The organism is Kribbella turkmenica, from assembly GCF_004348725.1.
GTDB classification, from domain to species: Bacteria; Actinomycetota; Actinomycetes; order Propionibacteriales; family Kribbellaceae; genus Kribbella; species Kribbella turkmenica.
This window is the reverse complement of record NZ_SMKR01000047.1, coordinates 25,275-43,249: the sequence shown is the minus strand read 5'-3', so window position 1 is coordinate 43,249 and position 17,975 is coordinate 25,275. Positions and strand designations below refer to the sequence as shown.

Sequence of the window (17,975 nt, the reverse complement as noted above, 5' to 3'; positions counted from 1 at the left end):
CCGCCCAGCAGTGCCCCCAGCACCATCGGACTCATGCCGGCCGCCACCGTTCAACGCGCCGGCCGGCCGGCCGGCCCCGGCAGGACGCGTGCTTCTCGGGGGTCATCGGAGCACCCGCTCGGGCTCGGGGAGCCGGCCGATGCGGAGCATGACCCGGTACGCGATCAGGCAGACGACCGCACCGATGGCGATGATCAGCGCACCCATCGGGGAGTTGTAGCGCTGGATGACGTCGCCCTGGAAGGAGAGCAGCGCGAGGACCAGCCACGGCGCGGCGACGGCGACGCGGGCGCCGTTGACGGACCAGGACTGGCGGGACTCGAGCTCGGACCTCGTCCGTGCGTCGTCGCGGAGGAAGGTCGACAACGAGCGCAGCAACCGGCCGAGATCACCACCGCCGACCTCACGGGCGATCCGCAACGCCTCCACCACCCGGTCGCCGACGGGATCCGCGAGCCGCGCCTTCAACCGGTCGAGCGAATCGGCGAACCGCCCGGTCGACGCGTAGTCCGCACCGAACCGGCGGAACGGGTCCCGCAACGGCAGCGGACCGCGCTCGCCCACCTGGGCGAGGGCCTCCGACAACGACAGCCCCGCCCGGACCGCGGATGCGATGTTGTCCACCACGTCCGGCCACAGCTCCCGGAACTCCGCGAGCCGCTTCCGCGCCCGGCTCCGCAGCAAGGCGACCGGCAACCCGCCCGCCATCAGCCCGAACACCCCACCGATCGGCCACGCACCGGACACCACGAACATCACCACGAACCCGACGATGGCGGTGATCACGCACGCCCCGACGAACGCGCCCGGCGTCACGCCCTCGACACCCGCGCTCGCGAGCAGCTCGCGGCTGCGCGCGACCAGCCGCCCGTCGCCCGCCGGCCCGTTTTCGGCCGGCGCCACGAACGTCCAGATGATCAGCAGCAGGCCGATCCCGAAGAACAGTCCCAGCAGCAGCCCCATCAGCCCACCACCCCTCGCGGCAGCTCGGTCAGCAGGCCGGTCACGGAGTACCCGGCCTGCTGGAAGCGCTCCGGATGCGGCAGGTGCCCCTCGGCCCGGCGCAGGTGCCCGTCGTACGTGCCGAACAAGGTCTCGGTCTCGATCGCCTGCTCCTCGATCCGCCCGCTGACCGCCACGATCTCCCGCACCCGCCGCTGCCCGTCGGCGCCGATCCCCAGGTGGACGACGAGGTCCACGCACCCGGCGACCGTCGGCAGCACGAAGCGGGAGCCGATGTTCTCCCCGGCGAGCAGCGGCAGCGTGCACATCTTGGTCAGCGCCTCGCGGGCCGAGTTCGCGTGGATCGTGCACATGCCGGGGAGCCCGCTGTTCAGCGCCAGCAGGAGATCCAGGCACTCCTCGCCCCGGACCTCGCCGACGATCACGCGGGACGGCCGCATCCGCAGCGACTCCTTGACCAGGTCGCGCAACCGCACCTCGCCGGTGCCTTCGAGACCGGCCTGCCGGGTCTGCATCGACACCCAGTCGGGGATCGGCAGCTTGATCTCGAAGACCTCCTCGCAGCTGATCACCCGCTCGCTGCCCGGGATCGACCCGGCGAGCGCGTTCAGCATGGTCGTCTTGCCGGCCTGCGTCCCGCCGGAGACCAGGATGTTCAGCCCGCAGGCGACGGCCGCGTCCAGCACCGCAGCCGCGTGCGGGGTGAGCGAGCCGAGCGCGACCAGGTCACTCAGCCGGGTCGCCCGCACGGTGAACTTCCGGATGTTGATCGCGGCATGCTTCTGCGTGATGCCGCCGAGCACGATGTGCACCCGGCTGCCGTCCGGCAGCCGGGCGTCCGTGAACGGCTGGGAGACGTCGATCCGCCGGCCGGTCGTCTTCAGCATCCGCTCGACCAGGTCGCCGACCTCTTCGTCGGTCAGCACGGTGGTGGTCAGCTCGTGCCTGCCGTCGCGGGCGATGAACACCCGCGACGGCTCGTTGATCCAGATCTCCTCGATCGCCGGGTCGTCCAGGTACCGCTGCAGGGGGCCGAAGCCGGCCACCCGGTCGTGCACCTCCCGGCTGACCGCCTCGACGTCACCGATCGGCGGGACCACGCCGGTGAGACTGCGCTCGTCGTACTCCCGGACGACGGTGGCGACGATCGCGCTGACCGAGCCGGGGTCACGGAGCGGATCGATGCCCTCCCGGCGGACGACGTCGCGCACCTGGGCGTCGATGATGTCGACGGCACCGTCCCAGCCCGACCGGCGCGCGGCGAGTCTGTCGGCTGTCATCCGTCTCCCCGTGTGTGTCCGTCCGGCGACCGTTCGGTCACCATGCGCGACCATCCTTTCAATCACGAAGGCGGCCGCGCCACCCGGTCCCGGCCATCTGTGGACAACCATGACCCGCGAAAGGCTCACCGAGGGTATCGGCGAGCTCACAGCCAGATCTACCGGATTGCAGCTTGTTGCAATCGGTCAGCGATGGACGAGCGTGTGCTCGAACGCGTACCGGCTCGCCCGGAACAGGTGCGAGCCGTACTCGACCGGCTGACCGTGGTCGTCGTACGTGATCCGGGTGGTCGCCAGCAGCGGAACACCCGGCTCCTCCGACAGCAGCCGGGCCTGCTCGGCGGTCGCCGGAAGGGCGGAGATGGTCTGGTGCGCGACCTTCAGCCGCACCCCCTCGGCCCGCAGCAACGCGTACAGCCCGCGCTCGGCCAGCGTGGCCGGATCAGTCTCCAGCAGTTCCGGTGGCAGCCAGTTGCGCATCAAGGCGAGCGGCTCACCGTCCGCCCGGCGCAACCGCTCCAGCCTGAGCACCCGGTCGCCCTGCTCGATCTGCAGCGCAGTGGCGACCTCCGCGGTCGCCGGGGCGATTCCGAACCGCAGTACGTCGGTCTCCGGCTTGCGGTGCGCGGCAGCGAGATCGTCGTACAGGCTGGTGAGCTCGAGGGAGCGCCGTACCTGACCCGAGTTGCCGACCACCTGGGTGCCGACGCCGCGCTTGCGGACGAGCAGCCCCTGGTCGACCAGCCGGGCGATCGCCTGCCGCACCGTCGGCCGGCTCAGCCCGTACGTCTCGGCCAGGTCGACCTCGTTGCTCAGCCGCGACCCGACCGGCAGCTCCCCACCCTGGATCGCCGCCTCGAGTTGCTGCGCCAACTGCACGTGCAACGGCGTACGACTGCTCCGATCGACCCGGACCTGCACGGTGCTCATGGGCACATCTTGAAGCCTTCACCCTGATCCGTCGACCCACCACCGTGATTTGATCAGATCTCTTCCTTTGTGAAGGCGTCCCGGAAACGCTTGAGCGCGAGATCACTGTCGCCCGCGGCGAACGCCTCGAGGCCGACCGTGCCGTGGTAATCGTGCATTCGCAGTGCGGCCGCGATCGCCGGGTAGTTGATCTCGCCGGTCCCGGGTTCGCAGCGGCCGGGGACGTCGGCCACCTGGATCTCACCGAGATACGGGAACGCCTTCCCGATCAGCTCGATCAGATTCCCCTCGCCGATCTGCGCGTGGTACAGGTCGAGCATCAACCGCAGCCGCGGATGGTCGACGGCCCGCACCAGCGCGAGCGTGTCCGCCGCTTTGCCGAACGGTACGCCGGGATGGTCGACCTCGGCGTTCAGGTTCTCCAGCACGAACATCACGTCGTACCGGTCCGCGAGCTCGGCCAGCCGTTCCAGCGTGCGGGCGGCGGTCAGCCAGTCCGCGCCGGTCACGTCGTACCGCGGAATCACCGGCAGCCCGCGGTCGTCGAGCTCGGTGCCGTGCAGATTGAGCCGCGGAATCCCGAGCTCGAGCGCGGTGTGAACGGATTGTTCCGCGGTGTCCAGCAGCCGGTCCTGGTCATGGGTGAGCGACCCGCCGACATAGCCGGTCATGGACGAGAAATTGGCACCGGTCCGCTTCAGTCCGGCAATGTCCTTGGTTGTCCAGTCCCACAGCTCGACGTCGAAACCGGCGGCATGAATGCGTTCCACCCGCTCCACGAACGGCAGTTCGGTGAAGACCATCTCGGCACAGACGGCGAGCCTCATCCGATCGTCACCGGCCGGTTCTCCTGGTACGACGTCATCGCCGCGAGCGCGACCTGCAACGCGTTGCGCGCATCCGCGCCGGTCACCGCAGGTACGGCGTTCCCGCGGACGACCTCGGTGAAGTCGGCCAACTCCTGGATGTACGCGTCGCGGAACAGTTCCTCGTCACTGCGCACAGTGTGCTGGTGCGATCCGCCGACACCGTAGTGGACCATCGGACTGCTCTCCAACCGGCCGGCGACCACCATGCCCTTGCTGCCGAAGACCTCACCGCGGACGTCGTACCCGTACAGCGCGGAGAAGTTCGCCTCGGCGGTCGCGATCGCACCGTTGTCGAACGTGATCATCACGACCGCGGTGTCCAGCAGCCCGTTCTCCTTGTACTCCGGCGCGACCAGCGCGTCCGCCTTCGTGTAGACCTCGACCGGCCGGGCCTCCGGGTTGAGCCAGAGCAGCGTGTCGAAGTCGTGGATGAGCGTCTCGAGGAAGATCGTCCACGGCCGGATCCCGGCGGCCGACGTCCCCAGGCCCTCCGGCCTGCCCGGGTCGCGGGTGATCGAGCGCATCAGTTGCGGCGTACCGATGCCGCCGTCGTCGATCGTCCGGCGGGCAGCCGCGAAGTCGCGGGCGAACCTGCGATTGAAGCCGACCTGCAACGGCACCCCCGCCCGGTCGGTCGCGGCGATCGCCCGGTCCATCTCCGCCAGCGTCAGCGACGCCGGCTTCTCGCACCAGACCGGCTTGCCGGCTTCGGCCGCCCGCACGATCAGTTCCTCGTGCACGGCGGGGATCGACGTGATCAGCACGGCGTCGATCTCGGGGTCCTTGACCAGGCCGTCGACGTCGCGCGCGTCGGCGTCGTACCGCTCCGCGAGTCTCTGCGCGGCTTCGGGTCTGGCGTCGGCGACCGCGGCCAGTTCGGCGGCCGGGACGTGGCGGGCGACGTTCCGGGCGTGCATCGTGCCGATCCGGCCGGCTCCGATCAGCCCGAGCCGCACCACCCGCAGTCCGTGGTCGTTGCGCATTGTCCACCCCTCCGGCCGCCGACTCGACTAGAGCGCTCTAGTCACGAGCTAGCGAACACTGCTTTGATGGTCTCGGTCAAGACCCACGAGAGCTGGTGAGATGAACCCCAGACCGACGATGGAGGACGTCGCCGCCCGCGCCCGTGTGTCCCGCGCCCTGGTCTCGATCGTCTACCGGAACGCGCCGGGTGCGAGCGACGAGACAAGGGCTCGAGTCCTGGCGGCCGGCGACGCACTCGGCTACCGGCCCGACCACCGGGCCCGCCTGCTCGGCAGCAGACAGCGCACCCGGCTGATCGGCGTGGCCTTCGACGTGCGGTACCCGTTCCATGGTGACCTGGTCGAGGCGCTCTACCCGGCGGCCGAAGCGCTCGGCTACAACCTGACCCTCAGCGCGGTCACCGGCAGCCGTCGCGAGTCGGCCGCTGCCCAGTCCCTCCTCGACTATCGGTGCGAGTCACTCATCCTGCTCGGGCCTACTTCGCCACCAGCGGCTCTGACCGCACTCGCCGACTCTCAACCGACGGTCGTCATCGCCCGCAAGCTACGGGCGTCCGGTGTGCACGTGGTCCGCACTGACGACGCTGCCGGGTCGCGCCTGGCTGTGGAACACCTGCTGTCTCTCGGCCACACTCAGATCGCCCATGTGGACGGCGTACGTGCGCCGGGCGCGGCAGAGCGCCGTACTGCCTATGTGCAGACCATGCGGCGGGCAGGACGAGCCCCTGTCATCATCCCCGGTGGGCCGACCGAGTCGGCCGGCACCGAGGCCGCACGCCGGCTGCCCAGGAACATCACAGCCGTTGCCGCGTTCAACGACGCCTGCGCGATCGGCCTCCTGCACACCCTCCGGGCGAGCGGCCGCCGGGTCCCCGAGGAGGTCTCGATCATCGGGTACGACGACTCCACGCCGTCCCGCCTGGACCACATCCAGCTGTCGACGATCGCGCAGAACGCCCACGGGCTGGCGGCCGCCGCACTCGACCTCGCCACCTGCGTGGACCGCAGTCCGCAGGAGGTCGTCATCAGTCCGGACCTGGTGCGCCGGAAGACCTAAGGCACGTTGTACGGCGTGATCGGCTGCAAGGTGCTCGGCCGACTCGGGACGTGGGGCAGCAACTTGTGTGCGTGCAGGAGGTGCTGGCACGCGCGGTGAAGGTCAGCGGGCAGGTCGTGATGCAGCACGACCGACAGAGCGCCCGTACGCAGCAGAGCCAGGTTGTCGGCGTCGAGGTCGTGAGCGACGAAGCAGCGGTACGGCCGGTCCAGGCCGGCGAAGGCCTGGACGATCGCGCGATTGCCGCCGCCGATCGAGTAGACCGCGTTGATGGCCGGGTCGGCCGTCAACGCGGCCAGGGCCTGGCCGTGGATCGTGGTGTCCAGGCCGTCGGTCTCGGCCAGTTCGACGACCGCGCGGCCCGGCGACAGCCGGCGGAGGGTCGAGCGGAACCCCATCTCCCGCTCCTCCTCGCCGCGGAACGATCCACGGCTCAACGTGACCAGCACACCGCCCGGATCGTCACCGAGCCACTGCGTGAGGAAGTACGCCGCGGTCGCACCCGCGGCCCGGTTGTCGATGCCGACGTACGCACTCCGCCGGCTGCCGGGCAGATCGGTGGCCAGGGTGACGACGGGGATGCCGGCGGCAACCAACCGGTCGACGGCCTCGACCACCTCGGGCTCGTCCGGCGCCTTCAGGATCAGCCCCTGTGAACCCCGCGTGCGCACCTTGTCCAGGGTCGCGACGATCTCCGCGGCGGAGGCGGTCTCACTCAGGTCGAACCGCGCCCGCAGTACCGCCGGACGCAGACCGGGAAGGGCGGCCTCGAGCGCCGCGCGGACCGCGCCGGAGAACCGGCTCGGCGCCTGCATGACCAGGTCGACGACCAGCGTGCGGCCGCCGAGACGGATCTGGGTCGCCTGCCGATCCAGGTCGTGCACGGCCTGCTCGACCTGCCGCCGGGCGCGGGCGCTCACCCCGGCCCGGCCGTTCAGCACCCGGTCGACGGTCGTCTCGCTCAGCCCGGCCTGGACCGCGATGTCGCGAACCCGGTGCTGTCGGCCCATCGCGGTCCTCCCGGCTGGAATGACGGGTTTTTGACGGATTCAGGGGATTCCGAACCCGTCAGGAAGCCACCACGCTAGAACAACCAGGAGAGAGGAGCCACCCGATGAACTGGCTGAACCCCGACGACGTCCGGCTGGACGACCTGCTGACCCTGCTCAAGGAGCAGACCGACGCCGCCGACTACCCGCACGCCGAGCGGATCGAGCAGCAGGTCCCGGTGTACGACGCCACCCGGATCCGGACCGCGGACCCGCGGGCCGTGCAGTCCGAGTTCGCCACCGCGTTCGGCCCGGGTCCCGGCATCGTCGTCCTGAAGGGTGCCTTTGGCAACGAGGTGGTCGACGCGGCGAGCGTCGAGTTCGACCGGCTGATCGCGGAGCAGCACCGGTCCGGGACCGCGGCCGGCGACCACTTCGCCAAACCCGGTGCGAACGACCGGGTCTGGAACGCGCTGGAGAAGCTGGCCGTCGCCGCCCCCGAAGTGTTCGCCGCGTACTACGCCAACGACCTGCTGGCGCTGGCCGCGACGGCGTGGCTCGGGCCGGCGTACCAGGTGACCTCGCAGGTGAACGTGGTGAACCCGGGCGGCGAGGGGCAGACGGTCCACCGGGACTACCACCTCGGATTCCAGTCCGACGAGGTCGCGGCGCAGTACCCGGCGCATGTGCATCGGTTGTCGCCCGTGCTGACCCTGCAGGGTGCGGTGGCGCATTGCGACATGCCGGTCGAGTCGGGTCCGACGCTGTATCTGCCGCACTCGCAGAAGTACGAGCTGGGCTACCTGGCCTATCGGCGGCCCGAGTTCTGCGAGTACTTCGTCGAGCACCATGTGCAACTGCCACTGGAGAAGGGCGACGCGGTCTTCTTCAATCCCGCGCTCTTCCACGCGGCCGGCGGCAACCACTCCACGGACATCAAGCGGATGGCGAACCTGCTCCAGGTCTCGTCCGCCTTCGGCCGCGCGATGGAGAGCATCGACCGGACCCGGATGGCCTCGGCCCTCTACCCGGTCCTGCTGGACCTCGCTCAGAACGACCCGGTGGCCGTCGGCAACGTCATCGCCGCCACCGCCGAGGGCTACGCGTTCCCGACCAACCTCGACCGTGACCAGCCCATCGGCGGGCTCGCACCGCAGTCCCAGGCCGACGTACTGCGCCGGGCGGTCGCGGAGACGTGGACCGCGGACCGGCTCGACCGGGCCCTCGCCGAGCACACCGGCCGCCGGCAGACGCACTGATAGCAAATCCGTGAACCTTCGGTGAACCAAGTCCGGATCACGGGCAGGTGGTGTCGCCGGCAGGGGATCGTCAGGCAGGATGGCGCGTTCGCCGCCGGACCGGCCGGTTACCCTTACCGGCGGAACGCGCCACTCAGACGACCTGCTGTACGGCCGCCCATCGAAGGAGAAGGCATGGAACCGCTGCGCATCGGGATTCTCGGGGCTGCCCGGATCGCCGGCCGGGCGATCGTCGAGCCGGCCCGGCTGACCGGGGCCCGGCTGGTCGCGGTCGCCGCCCGGGACACCGGACGGGCCGAGGCGTTCGCGGCGGAGCACCAGGTCGAACGGGTGCACGCGTCGTACCAGGACGTGCTCGACGACCCCGAGGTCGAGGCGGTCTACAACCCGCTGGCCAACGGCCTGCACGGGCCGTGGAACCTCCGGGCACTTGCCGCGGGCAAGCACGTGCTGACCGAGAAGCCCTCGGCCAGCAACGCCGAGGAGGCGCTCCAGGTCCGGGCCGCCACGCTGGAGCGCGGAGTCGTCTTCATGGAGGCCTTCCACTACGCGTACCACCCGGTGATGCGCCGGCTGCAGGAGCTGCTCGCCAAGGGTGAGCTCGGCGATCTGCAGCACGTCGAGGCGACCATGGTGATGCCCCCGCCGGCCGACGACGACCCGCGTTGGTCGCTGCCGCTGGCCGGTGGCGCGGTGATGGACGTCGGCTGCTACGCGATCCACGCGCAGCGGATGCTCGCGCCGTACGCCGGGGGCGCGCCGAAGCTGGTGAGCGCCCGGGCCGGTGAGCGCAAGCGGTTGCCGGGCGTGGACGAGTGGCTGAACGCGGACCTGGAGTTCCCGAGCCGTGCGACCGGCGCGGTCCGGACCAGCATGGCGGCCGAGAGCGTCGACTTCAGCCTGAAGGTCGTCGGCACGCGCGGCGAGGCGTTCGCGCCGTTCTTCGTGCTGCCGCACAACGACGACCGGGTGATCGTGACGACCAAGGAGGACACCTGGGTCGAGCACCTCGGCACGCGGTCGTCGTACACCTATCAGCTGGAAGCGTTCGCGTCGGCGATTCGCAACGGTGCCCCGGTGCTCACGGACGCCGACGACGCGCTGGCGACGATGGAGCTGATCGACGCCTGCTACCGCGACGCCGGGATGGCCCCGCGCCCGGTCTCGACGATCTGACCACCCGGTACGCCGGACGCGGACGAGCCGGCGTGTCCGGCGGCCGCGTGCGCGAAGGCCTGGATGAACGGGTGCGGGCGGGTGCCGTCACCGGACAGCTCCGGCTGGAACAGCGTGACCAGGAAGAACGCGTGCCCGGGTAGCTCGGCGACCCGCGGCGCGCCGTCGTCGTCGTACGCGCTGAAGACCAGGCCGTGGTCCTCGAGCATGCTCTGGCGGCCGGGCGCGAGTCCGTACGAGCAGTGGTAGCGCTCCGTGGTTCGCTCGGCACCGAGCAGGCGGCCCGCCAGCGTCCCCGGCCGCACCTCGACCGCCGCCTCGTGACCGTCGAGTGAGCACGCCAGCGGGACGATCAGCAGGTCGTCCGCGTCGGGAGTATTCTCGGCGTGGTGTACGCCGGTCGCACCGCAGACGTTGCGTGCGTACTCGAGCATCGCGTGCTGGAACCCGCCGCACGTGCCGAGGAACGGGATGCCCTGCTCGCGTGCGGTCCGGATCGCGGTGACCGCGCCGGCCTCGCTCCGGTACGGGCTCCCCGGCAGCACCCAGATCCCGTCGAAGGCGTCCATCGCGCCGACCTCGTCGGTGGAGACCCAGTACACGTCCAGGTCGAGGCGCTCGCGCTCACGCATCCGGTCGAGTACCTGCGGCACGCGCTGGTGCGAGCGGACATGCGGAGACCGATCGCCCACTAGGGCGATCCGGGCGGAGTACGCGTGAGTGCTCATGTCCTCATCCTGCGCGCTGAGCCAGATCAGCGCCAACGATGATGTCTGAATACTTGATAAGCAATACTGATCGGCGTGGAAACGCATCTGCTCCGCACCTTCGTCGCGGTGGCGTCGAGCGGCTCCTTCTCGGCGGCCGCGGCCGACCTCGACTACACCCAGTCGGCCGTCTCGCAGCACATCGCCGCGCTCGAGAGCTCTCTCGGCACCGCACTGCTGACCCGACGGCCGGTCGCGCCGACCCCGGCCGGTGAGCGCCTGCTCGAGCACGCCGGCGCGATTCTCCTCCGGATCGAGGCGGCGAGGGCCGACGTACGACGCGTGGTCGGTGAACCACCCGGAGAGATCGTCTTCGCCACCACTCCCCTGGCCGCGGCGACCCGGGTAGCCCGGGCACTGACTCAGCTCAGGCAGACCCGCCCCGGTCTGGCCGTGACGTTCGAGGTCGCCCGGCGGGACGAGGTCGCCCGGGGCGTCGCGTCCGGTGCGTATCACCTCGGACTGGTCGACGGAATCGCCGCACCCAGCGATCCACTGAGGCTTCCGGACGTCGGACTGCTGCGAACCTCCGCGGTCGCGCAGGAGGGGTTGGCGGTCGTCGTACCGGCGGACCACCCGATCGCGGGGCGCAAGCGGCTCGGCCTCGCCGCGCTGGTCGACGCCCGCTGGATCGACGCGCCCGCGGTCAGCGCTCCGCTCGACGACCTGCGGGCCGCCGTCGAGACCGACAGCCTCCGGGCAGCCCTCGGGTACGCCGGCGCCGACGTCCGCACCCTGCTCGAACTGGTTGCTGCCGGCCACGGACTGGCCGTGCTGCCGGCGTCGGTCAGCGTCCCGGCGGGTGTCGCGAAGGTTCCGGTCGGCTCACCCCGGCTGGTGCACCGCGTCGAACTGCTGCACGGGCAGCTCGACTCGGCCGCCGCCTCAGCCCTCGCCGAGCTGCTCGACGAGGGCTGAGCCCGGCTACTTCCGCGCCTGTTTGGTGGGCGGGATGATGGCGCTGTCGCCCGGGACCGTTTTCGGTTTCTTGGGCTGCTTGGGCTTGCGGACCTCGCGTCCGCCCTTGTTCTTGGCCATGAGGTACTCCAGGGCTCGAGGGCTGGTCCGGCGACCAGCTCGATGACTGCGGACAGGCCGACGGCCTTCGTTCGCCGCGGTCCTCCTCGCGCCCCGGGGGTTGCCTTCGACGCTACACCCAAGCAGCTCCGATTGCCCGGGTCAGTCGTGGGTCGGGAAACCCAGGTTCAGGCCTCCGTGCGACGGGTCCAGCCAGCGGGAGGTGACGACCTTGCCGCGGGTGAAGAAGTGCACGCCCTCGGCGCCGTGGGCGTGGGTGTCGCCGAACAGCGAGTTCTTCCAGCCGCCGAACGAGTAGTACGCCATCGGCACCGGGATCGGCACGTTGACACCGACCATCCCGACCTCGACCTCGGTCTGGTACCGGCGGGCCGCGCCACCGTCGTTGGTGAAGATCGCGGTCCCGTTGCCGTACGGGTTCGAGTTCACCAGGTCGAGGGCGGCGTCGTACGACGGGACGCGGACGACCGACAACACCGGGCCGAAGATCTCGTCGGTGTAGATCGACATGTCCGGGGTCACCTTGTCGAACAGCGTCGGGCCGAGCCAGAAGCCGTCGTCGGCGCCGTCGAACGGACCGTCGCGGCCGTCCACGGCCAGCTCGGCACCGGCTTCGACGCCGGCCTCGACGTACCCGACGACCTTGTCCCGGTGCTCGCCGGTGACCAGCGGGCCCATGTCGCAGCCGCGGGTGCCGTCGCCGGTGCGCAGCTGCGCCATCCGCTCCTTGATCTTGCCGATCAGGTCGTCGGCGACCGGCTCGACCGCGATCAGCGCCGAGATCGCCATGCAGCGCTCACCGGCCGACCCGAAGCCGGCGTTCACCGCGGCGTCCGCGGTCAGGTCGAGGTCGGCGTCGGGCAGCACGACCATGTGGTTCTTCGCCCCGCCGAGCGCCTGCACCCGCTTGCCGTTCCTCGTACCGGTCTCGTAGACGTACTTCGCGATCGGGGTCGAGCCGACGAACGAGACCGCCTTGATGTCCGGGTGCTCGAGCAGCCGGTCGACAGCCTCCTTGTCACCGTGGACGACGTTCACCACGCCGTCGGGCAGACCGGCCTCCTTCCACAGCGCGGCGACCGCGTTCACCGCGGACGGGTCCTTCTCGGACGGCTTGATCACCACACTGTTGCCACAGGCAACGGCAATCGGAACGAACCAGAGCGGCACCATGGCCGGGAAGTTGAACGGCGAGATCACCGCGACCGCGCCGAGCGGCTGGCGGATCGAGTACACGTCGACGTTGGTCGACACGTTCTCGCTGAACCCGCCCTTGAGCAGGTGCGGGATGCCGCAGGCGAACTCGGCCACCTCCTGGCCGCGGGTCACCTCACCGAGCGCGTCGGACAGCACCTTGCCGTGCTCGGCGGTGATCAGGGCCGCGATCTTCTCCTTGTTCGCGTTCAGCAGCTCGCGGAACGCGAACAGCACCTGGGCCCGCTTGGTCAGCGACGTCCGGCCCCAGGCCCTGGACGCGTCGTGGGCGACCTTGACCGCCTCGTCGACCGTCGCCGCCGAGGCCAGGTCCAGCTCACCGGTGACCTCGCCCGTCGCCGGGTTGTAGACCTTGCTGGTGCGTTCAGAGACCCCTGTCCACGGCGCTCCGCCGACCAGATGGGTGATTCGCTCAGTACTCACAGCTACATCCCTTTTCGTTGATCGTTCCCGCTGGACTCCGCCCGGCCTCAGCCGAGCACCTCGCTCCTCGGCACCATCTCCACCTCCACCGGGCGGCCCTCCTGCAGCGACCGGACGCCGGCCGTGCAGACCGCGGCGGCGGCGTACCCGTCCCAGGCCGCCGGGCCGTCGATGGTGCCCTTCGCGACCGCGTCCACCCAGCGCTGCAGCTCCAGGTCGTACGCGAGCCCGAACCGCACCCGGAAGTCGTCCGGCACCACACCACCCCAGTGTCCGGCCCGCCTGGTCAGCACGTCGACCCCCAGGCCGATGGTCGCGTTGCCCTTCTCGCCGACCGCCTCGCAGCGGACCTCGTACCCGACCTGGCAGTTCACGAACACCTCGACGTCGGCCATCGCGCCGTTCGCCATCTCGAACACGGCGAGCTGCGGGTCCTGCACACCCTCGCCGACCAGACCGCTCGGTCTCGGGGCGTGCACGGTGATCCGGGTGATCTCCGCGCCGAACAGCCAGCGCGCCACGTCGACCTCGTGCACCAGCGAGTCCCGGACGATCATCTCGCTGCGGAACGTCGCCGGGACCGTCCTGTTCCGGTGCACATTGTGCAGCAGCAGGGTCCGGCCGAGCTCGCCCGAGTCGAGCAGCTCCTTCAGCGCGGCGTACTCCGGGTCGAACCGGCGCATGAAGCCGACCTGGATCAGCTGCTTGCCGAGCTTGTGCTCTGCCTCGACCACCCGCAGCGAGGACTCCGCGTCCATCGTCAGCGGCTTCTCGCACAGCACCGGCTTGGCGTGCTCCAGGCAGGCCGTCAACTGCTCGGCGTGCGCGAAACCCGGTGACGCGATGACGACCGCGTCCACATCGGCGTCGCCGATCAGCGCGAGGGGGTCGTCGATCGCCCGGACGTCGCCGAACGTCGCCGCCAGGGCGCCGGCCCGGTCCATGTCCGGGTCGGACACCGCGACCAGCCGGGCCCCGGAGATCCGGCGGGCCACCCGCTCGGCGTGGTCCGCCCCCATCATCCCGACCCCGACGACCCCGATCCTCAGATCCCGCATCTCCACCTTCTCTCTGCTCTACCTACCGACTGTGCCTGCGAACTCCGCCGGTGAACTCCGCCCGACGAACCGCTCCGACGAGCCCTAGATCCCACCCGGCCGGTCGTGCGGCTCGGCGACGACCCCGGCGTCGACCCCGCGCAACTCGTGGCTCAGGGCCTCGAGCTCCGAACCACCGGCCATCTCGTTCGTGAGCTGGGACAGCGTGAGATCGGCGCGATGCGTGTCGAGCGCGACCCGGCCCAGCTTGAGCACGACGAAGTGGTTGCCCACCAGGTAGGCGTGGTGCGGGTTGTGGGTGATGAACACGACGCCGAGCCCGGCGTCCCGTGCCTTCACGATGTACTTCAGCACCACCCCGGACTGCTTGACGCCCAGCGCGGCGGTCGGCTCGTCCAGGATCAGCACCTTGGCACCGAAGTAGATCGCCCGGGCGATCGCGATGCACTGCCGCTGACCGCCGGACAACATGCCGACCGGCTGTTCGAGGTTGGGGATCGAGATCCCCATCTTGGTCAGCTCCTCGTCGGCGATACGCTTCATCCGCCGGTCGTCGAGCCGGCCGAACGGCCGCTTGGTGAGCTCGTTGCCGAGGAAGAAGTTCCGCCACACCGACATCAGCGGGGCCAGCGCCAGGTCCTGGTAGACCGTGGCGATCCCGCTGTCCAGCGACTCGCGCGGCGAGCTGAACCGGCGTTCCTCGCCGTTCACCGACAACGTCCCGTCGGTGTGCTCGTGCAGGCCGGCGATGATCTTGATCAGCGTCGACTTGCCCGCGCCGTTGTCGCCCAGCACACAGGTGATCTCACCCTGCCGGACGGTCAGTGACACTCCGCGCAACGCGTGCACGTTGCCGTAGCTCTTGCCGACCCCGTCCAGGTGCACCACCGGGGTGTTCGGGCTGGTGCCGGCTTCTTCCGCGAACTTCGTGGTCGTCGTCATCGCAGGTCCGCCCTCTTCTTCACGATCAGGTTGACGATCGTCGCGAGCAGCAACATCACGCCGAGGAACGCCTTGAACCAGTCGGCGTTCCAGCCGGCGTACACCACGCCGAGCTGGGTCATGCCGAAGATCAGGGCGCCGATCGCCGAGCCCACCACCGAGCCGTAGCCGCCGGTCAGCAGGCAGCCGCCGACCACGGCCGCGATGATGTAGATGAACTCCTTGCCGACCCCTTCACCCGACTGCACGCTGCTCTGCGTGAACAGCAGGTGCATGCCGGAGAACCAGGCGAAGAAGCCGACGGCCATGAACAGCCCGATCTTCACCCGCTTGACCGGGACGCCGACCGCCCGGGCGGCGGCCGCGTCACCGCCGACGGCGAAGATCCAGTTCCCGACCTTCGTCCTCAGCAGCACCCAGCTGCCGACGGCCACGAAGAGGATCCACCACAGCACCAGGATCTTGAGATTGACCGAGCCGATCCTGAACTCCGACGCGAACACCGCCTTCGCCTGCTCGAACCCGTCCATGTCACGGATCGAGTTCGACGAGACCGCACCAGACAGCAACCGGGTGATCGCCAGGTTCAGGCCCTGCAGGATGAAGAAGGTGCCCAGCGTCACCAGGAAGCTCGGCAGACCGGTCCGCATCAGCAGCCAGCCGTTGAACGCACCGACCGCCAGCGCGACCACCAGCGCGACCAGGACGCCCACCCAGACGTTGACGCTGAACTGGTAGGCGAACAACCCGCCGGTCAGGCCGGCCGTCGTGACCGCGACGCCGGCGGACAGGTCGAACTCACCGCCGATCATCAGCAGCGCGACCGGCACCGCCATCACACCGATCAGCGCCGCCTGGTACACGATCGTGCCGATGTTGGACGCGCTCCGGAACGGGTCGGCCATGACCAGGAAGAACACCAGGATGACTCCGGCCCCGACCAGCGACCCGACCTCGGGCCGGCTGAGCAGCCGGGCCCCCAGGGATCGGCGCGCGACGCGGTCGTCGACCTCGGTCGGCGCCGTCAGTGTGGATGCCATGGCGAGTCCTCAGCGCGTCCCGCCGGCAGCGAACTTCTCGACCGCCGCGACGTTGTCCTTGTCGATGAACGCCGGACCGGTCAGCGTGGCCTGGCCACCGCCGATGGTGTTGCCGTTCGTCTTGTAGAGCCACAGGCTGTCCACCGCCAGGTAGCCCTGCAGGTACGGCTGCTGGTCGACGGCCCACTGCACCTTGCCGTCCTTGATCGCGCCGACCAGGTCCTTGTTGGTGTCGAAGGTGCCGATCTTCGCGCTCGAGCCGGCGTCCTTCACCGCCTGGACCGCGGCCATCGCGAACGGCGCGCCGAGGGTGACCACGTAGTCGATGCTCTTGTCCTGCTGCAGCTTCGAGGTCATGGTCGTCGTGCTGCCGGGCATGTCGGTGCCGGTGATGTAGATCTTCTCGGAGTTCGGGAACTTGTCCTTCACGCCCTGGCACCGGGCCTCCAGGCCGACGTGGCCCTGCTCCTGGATGACACAGACCGCCTTCTTCGCCCCGAGCTGGGTCAGCTTCTCGCCGGCGGCCTGGCCCGCGATCCGCTCGTCCTGGCCGAAGTAGCCGAGTGCGCCGGTCTGCTTCCAGGCCTCGATGCCGCCGTTCAGCGCCACCACCGGGATGCCGCCGTCGGCCGCCTTCTTCACGTTGGCCTGCATCGCGTCGGCCTTCGCCAGCGTGACCGCGATGCCGTCGACCTTGGAGTCGATCGCGGTCTGCACCAGGTTGGCCTGGTCGGCCCCCTCCGGCGCGGCGGAGTACTGCAGCTCGACGTTGTCCTTCTTCGCCGCGGCCTCGGCACCTCTGCGGACCAGGTCCCAGAAGGTGTCACCGGGCGCCGCGTGTGTGATGAACGCGACCTTCATGCGCGGAGTGTCGGCCACGTTGCCGCCCGATCCGCCGGAGTTCTGCTCCTCCTGCTTGCCGCCGGACGAGCTGCACGCGCCCAGCGCCGCGACCAGCACGAGCGCAGCCCCCACGGCCGCTGCCTTCTTCTGCCACCGAACCATGACTACAACCAGCCTTTCAGACGATCCGCGGGATTTGCTCCGCGGTGTTGCGAGGGACCAGAGAGTGCACACTCTGCTGGCCGTCAAATCGATACGCCACCCCCGTGGGATCTCAGATAGGTCAACGTCCGCTCCGCGATCGGCAGCGGGACGTCGGGCGGGCAGGGATACAGGTCCTGCTCGACGATCGCGAACAGGTCCACGTCGAGTCCGGCCAGCGCGTCCAGCAGTGGCGGGAACTCGGGCACTCCGGTGGGCGGCTCGCACATCACGCCGCGCCTGACCGCCTCGCCGAAGCCGACACCATCGGCCTCGACCACGGCCAGGATCTCGGGGTCCACCTGCTTGAGGTGGACGTAGCCGATCCGGTCCGGGTGGTCCTGGATCAGCTTCAGGTTGTCGCCGCCGCAGTAGCTGATGTGGCCGGTGTCGAGGCACAGGTTCACGTAGGCGCCGTCGGTGTCCTCGAGGAACGTCTCGACGGTGTCGTGGGTGTCGACGTGGCCGTCCGCATGCGGGTGGTACTGCGTCTTGAGCCCGAACTCCTCGGCGATCCGGCGGCCGAGCTCGGTGACCTGCCGGCCGTGCCGGGCCTGGCCCTCGCGGTCGAGCCGCGGCTCGGTGATCTCACCGGTGACGCCGTCCCGCCACATCGAGGGGATCACCACGAGGTGCTTCGCCCCCATCGCAGCGGTCAGCTCGGCCGCCTTGGAGACGTCGTTCCAGGTCGAGTCCCAGGAGTCCGGCCGGTGCAGGTGCTCGAAGATCGTCCCGGCCGTCATGGTCAGGCCGCGCTTGTCCAGCTCCTCCTTCAGCCGGGACGGGTCGGTCGGCAGGTAGCCGTACGGCCCGAGCTCGATCCGGGTGTACCCGGCCGCGGCGACCTCGTCGAGGAACCTCTCCCACGGCGTCTGCTGCGGATCGTCGGCGAACCACACGCCCCACGAGTCCGGCGCGCTGCCGATCTTCACCGTGCCCATG

At 70.0% G+C, this 17,975-nt stretch carries 17 protein-coding genes; 4 read left to right on the top strand and 13 right to left on the bottom strand.

Going from position 1 to position 17,975, the window contains the following annotated elements:
- Positions 1–102: 102 nt before the first annotated feature.
- The 5 genes from E1218_RS13365 to E1218_RS13345 form a co-directional block, all read right to left on the bottom strand.
- Positions 103–963 carry a type II secretion system F family protein gene (locus tag E1218_RS13365; protein ID WP_132319839.1) on the bottom strand — a complete coding sequence of 287 codons (861 nt, stop codon included), beginning with the start codon at positions 961–963 and terminating at the stop codon, positions 103–105.
- Entirely contained in the window at positions 963–2,243 is a 1,281-nt protein-coding gene (locus E1218_RS13360; RefSeq protein ID WP_132319837.1) for a CpaF family protein, read from the bottom strand. The genes E1218_RS13365 and E1218_RS13360 overlap by 1 nt, the downstream gene beginning before the upstream one ends.
- A 186-nt stretch (positions 2,244–2,429) precedes the next feature.
- Positions 2,430–3,173, bottom strand: coding sequence for a GntR family transcriptional regulator (locus tag E1218_RS13355; protein WP_132319835.1), 744 nt, complete (start codon positions 3,171–3,173; stop codon positions 2,430–2,432).
- Between the two features lie 53 nt (positions 3,174–3,226).
- The gene (locus tag E1218_RS13350; protein WP_132319833.1) at positions 3,227–4,000 is read right to left on the bottom strand and encodes a TIM barrel protein; all 774 of its coding nucleotides are present in this window, start codon (positions 3,998–4,000) and stop codon (positions 3,227–3,229) included.
- Complete coding sequence (locus E1218_RS13345) at positions 3,997–5,025, bottom strand: Gfo/Idh/MocA family oxidoreductase (RefSeq protein WP_132319831.1); 1,029 nt, start codon at positions 5,023–5,025, stop codon at positions 3,997–3,999. Before E1218_RS13345 ends, E1218_RS13350 begins: the two co-directional genes overlap by 4 nt.
- A gap of 100 nt (positions 5,026–5,125) precedes the next feature.
- Between E1218_RS13345 and E1218_RS13340 the strand changes: the two genes are divergently transcribed.
- Positions 5,126–6,082 carry a LacI family DNA-binding transcriptional regulator gene (locus tag E1218_RS13340; protein ID WP_132319829.1) on the top strand — a complete coding sequence of 319 codons (957 nt, stop codon included), beginning with the start codon at positions 5,126–5,128 and terminating at the stop codon, positions 6,080–6,082.
- Here E1218_RS13340 and E1218_RS13335 read toward each other — a convergent pair.
- Positions 6,079–7,092: a LacI family DNA-binding transcriptional regulator gene (locus E1218_RS13335; RefSeq protein ID WP_132319827.1), complete on the bottom strand. Its 1,014-nt coding sequence runs from the start codon at positions 7,090–7,092 to the stop codon at positions 6,079–6,081. The genes E1218_RS13340 and E1218_RS13335 overlap by 4 nt on opposite strands.
- A 104-nt stretch (positions 7,093–7,196) precedes the next feature.
- Between E1218_RS13335 and E1218_RS13330 the strand changes: the two genes are divergently transcribed.
- Together E1218_RS13330 and E1218_RS13325 are read left to right on the top strand one after the other, a co-directional pair.
- On the top strand, positions 7,197–8,330 hold the full coding sequence (locus E1218_RS13330; protein ID WP_132319825.1) for a phytanoyl-CoA dioxygenase family protein: 1,134 nt from the start codon (positions 7,197–7,199) through the stop codon (positions 8,328–8,330).
- Positions 8,331–8,504: 174 nt separating this feature from the next.
- Entirely contained in the window at positions 8,505–9,506 is a 1,002-nt protein-coding gene (locus E1218_RS13325) for a Gfo/Idh/MocA family protein (protein ID WP_132319823.1), read from the top strand.
- Here E1218_RS13325 and E1218_RS13320 read toward each other — a convergent pair.
- The gene (locus E1218_RS13320; protein WP_132319821.1) at positions 9,461–10,234 is read right to left on the bottom strand and encodes a CTP synthase C-terminal region-related (seleno)protein; all 774 of its coding nucleotides are present in this window, start codon (positions 10,232–10,234) and stop codon (positions 9,461–9,463) included. The genes E1218_RS13325 and E1218_RS13320 overlap by 46 nt on opposite strands.
- Before the next feature lie 75 nt (positions 10,235–10,309).
- Here E1218_RS13320 and E1218_RS13315 point away from each other — a divergent pair, with 75 nt between their 5' ends.
- Entirely contained in the window at positions 10,310–11,191 is an 882-nt protein-coding gene (locus tag E1218_RS13315; protein WP_132319819.1) for a LysR family transcriptional regulator, read from the top strand.
- A gap of 261 nt (positions 11,192–11,452) precedes the next feature.
- Here the strand turns inward: E1218_RS13315 and E1218_RS13310 are convergent, their stop codons facing one another.
- The 6 genes from E1218_RS13310 to E1218_RS13285 all read right to left on the bottom strand — a co-directional run bounded on the left by E1218_RS13310 (position 11,453) and on the right by E1218_RS13285 (position 17,974).
- Entirely contained in the window at positions 11,453–12,949 is a 1,497-nt protein-coding gene (locus tag E1218_RS13310) for a CoA-acylating methylmalonate-semialdehyde dehydrogenase (protein ID WP_132319817.1), read from the bottom strand.
- 47 nt (positions 12,950–12,996) lie between these two features.
- Positions 12,997–14,007: a Gfo/Idh/MocA family protein gene (locus E1218_RS13305; protein ID WP_132319815.1), complete on the bottom strand. Its 1,011-nt coding sequence runs from the start codon at positions 14,005–14,007 to the stop codon at positions 12,997–12,999.
- Between the two features lie 84 nt (positions 14,008–14,091).
- Positions 14,092–14,949: an ATP-binding cassette domain-containing protein gene (locus tag E1218_RS13300; protein WP_132319813.1), complete on the bottom strand. Its 858-nt coding sequence runs from the start codon at positions 14,947–14,949 to the stop codon at positions 14,092–14,094.
- Positions 14,946–15,989 carry an ABC transporter permease gene (locus tag E1218_RS13295; RefSeq protein WP_132319811.1) on the bottom strand — a complete coding sequence of 348 codons (1,044 nt, stop codon included), beginning with the start codon at positions 15,987–15,989 and terminating at the stop codon, positions 14,946–14,948. Before E1218_RS13295 ends, E1218_RS13300 begins: the two co-directional genes overlap by 4 nt.
- Before the next feature lie 9 nt (positions 15,990–15,998).
- Complete coding sequence (locus tag E1218_RS13290; protein ID WP_132319809.1) at positions 15,999–16,994, bottom strand: sugar ABC transporter substrate-binding protein; 996 nt, start codon at positions 16,992–16,994, stop codon at positions 15,999–16,001.
- A gap of 83 nt (positions 16,995–17,077) precedes the next feature.
- The gene (locus tag E1218_RS13285) at positions 17,078–17,974 is read right to left on the bottom strand and encodes a TIM barrel protein (protein ID WP_132319807.1); all 897 of its coding nucleotides are present in this window, start codon (positions 17,972–17,974) and stop codon (positions 17,078–17,080) included.
- Between the last annotated feature and the right edge of the window lies 1 nt (position 17,975).

What these genes read in the sequence shown, in the direction of transcription:
- E1218_RS13365 (WP_132319839.1), bottom strand. Translation starts at nt 963, where the DNA reads ATGGGGCTGCTGCTGGGACTGTTCTTCGGGATCGGCCTGCTGCTGATC.
- E1218_RS13360 (WP_132319837.1), bottom strand. Translation starts at nt 2,243, where the DNA reads ATGACAGCCGACAGACTCGCCGCGCGCCGGTCGGGCTGGGACGGTGCC.
- E1218_RS13355 (WP_132319835.1), bottom strand. Translation starts at nt 3,173, where the DNA reads ATGAGCACCGTGCAGGTCCGGGTCGATCGGAGCAGTCGTACGCCGTTG.
- E1218_RS13350 (WP_132319833.1), bottom strand. Translation starts at nt 4,000, where the DNA reads ATGAGGCTCGCCGTCTGTGCCGAGATGGTCTTCACCGAACTGCCGTTC.
- E1218_RS13345 (WP_132319831.1), bottom strand. Translation starts at nt 5,025, where the DNA reads ATGCGCAACGACCACGGACTGCGGGTGGTGCGGCTCGGGCTGATCGGA.
- E1218_RS13340 (WP_132319829.1), top strand. Translation starts at nt 5,126, where the DNA reads ATGAACCCCAGACCGACGATGGAGGACGTCGCCGCCCGCGCCCGTGTG.
- E1218_RS13335 (WP_132319827.1), bottom strand. Translation starts at nt 7,092, where the DNA reads ATGGGCCGACAGCACCGGGTTCGCGACATCGCGGTCCAGGCCGGGCTG.
- E1218_RS13330 (WP_132319825.1), top strand. Translation starts at nt 7,197, where the DNA reads ATGAACTGGCTGAACCCCGACGACGTCCGGCTGGACGACCTGCTGACC.
- E1218_RS13325 (WP_132319823.1), top strand. Translation starts at nt 8,505, where the DNA reads ATGGAACCGCTGCGCATCGGGATTCTCGGGGCTGCCCGGATCGCCGGC.
- E1218_RS13320 (WP_132319821.1), bottom strand. Translation starts at nt 10,234, where the DNA reads ATGAGCACTCACGCGTACTCCGCCCGGATCGCCCTAGTGGGCGATCGG.
- E1218_RS13305 (WP_132319815.1), bottom strand. Translation starts at nt 14,007, where the DNA reads ATGCGGGATCTGAGGATCGGGGTCGTCGGGGTCGGGATGATGGGGGCG.
- E1218_RS13300 (WP_132319813.1), bottom strand. Translation starts at nt 14,949, where the DNA reads ATGACGACGACCACGAAGTTCGCGGAAGAAGCCGGCACCAGCCCGAAC.
- E1218_RS13295 (WP_132319811.1), bottom strand. Translation starts at nt 15,989, where the DNA reads ATGGCATCCACACTGACGGCGCCGACCGAGGTCGACGACCGCGTCGCG.
- E1218_RS13290 (WP_132319809.1), bottom strand. Translation starts at nt 16,994, where the DNA reads ATGGTTCGGTGGCAGAAGAAGGCAGCGGCCGTGGGGGCTGCGCTCGTG.
- E1218_RS13285 (WP_132319807.1), bottom strand. Translation starts at nt 17,974, where the DNA reads ATGGGCACGGTGAAGATCGGCAGCGCGCCGGACTCGTGGGGCGTGTGG.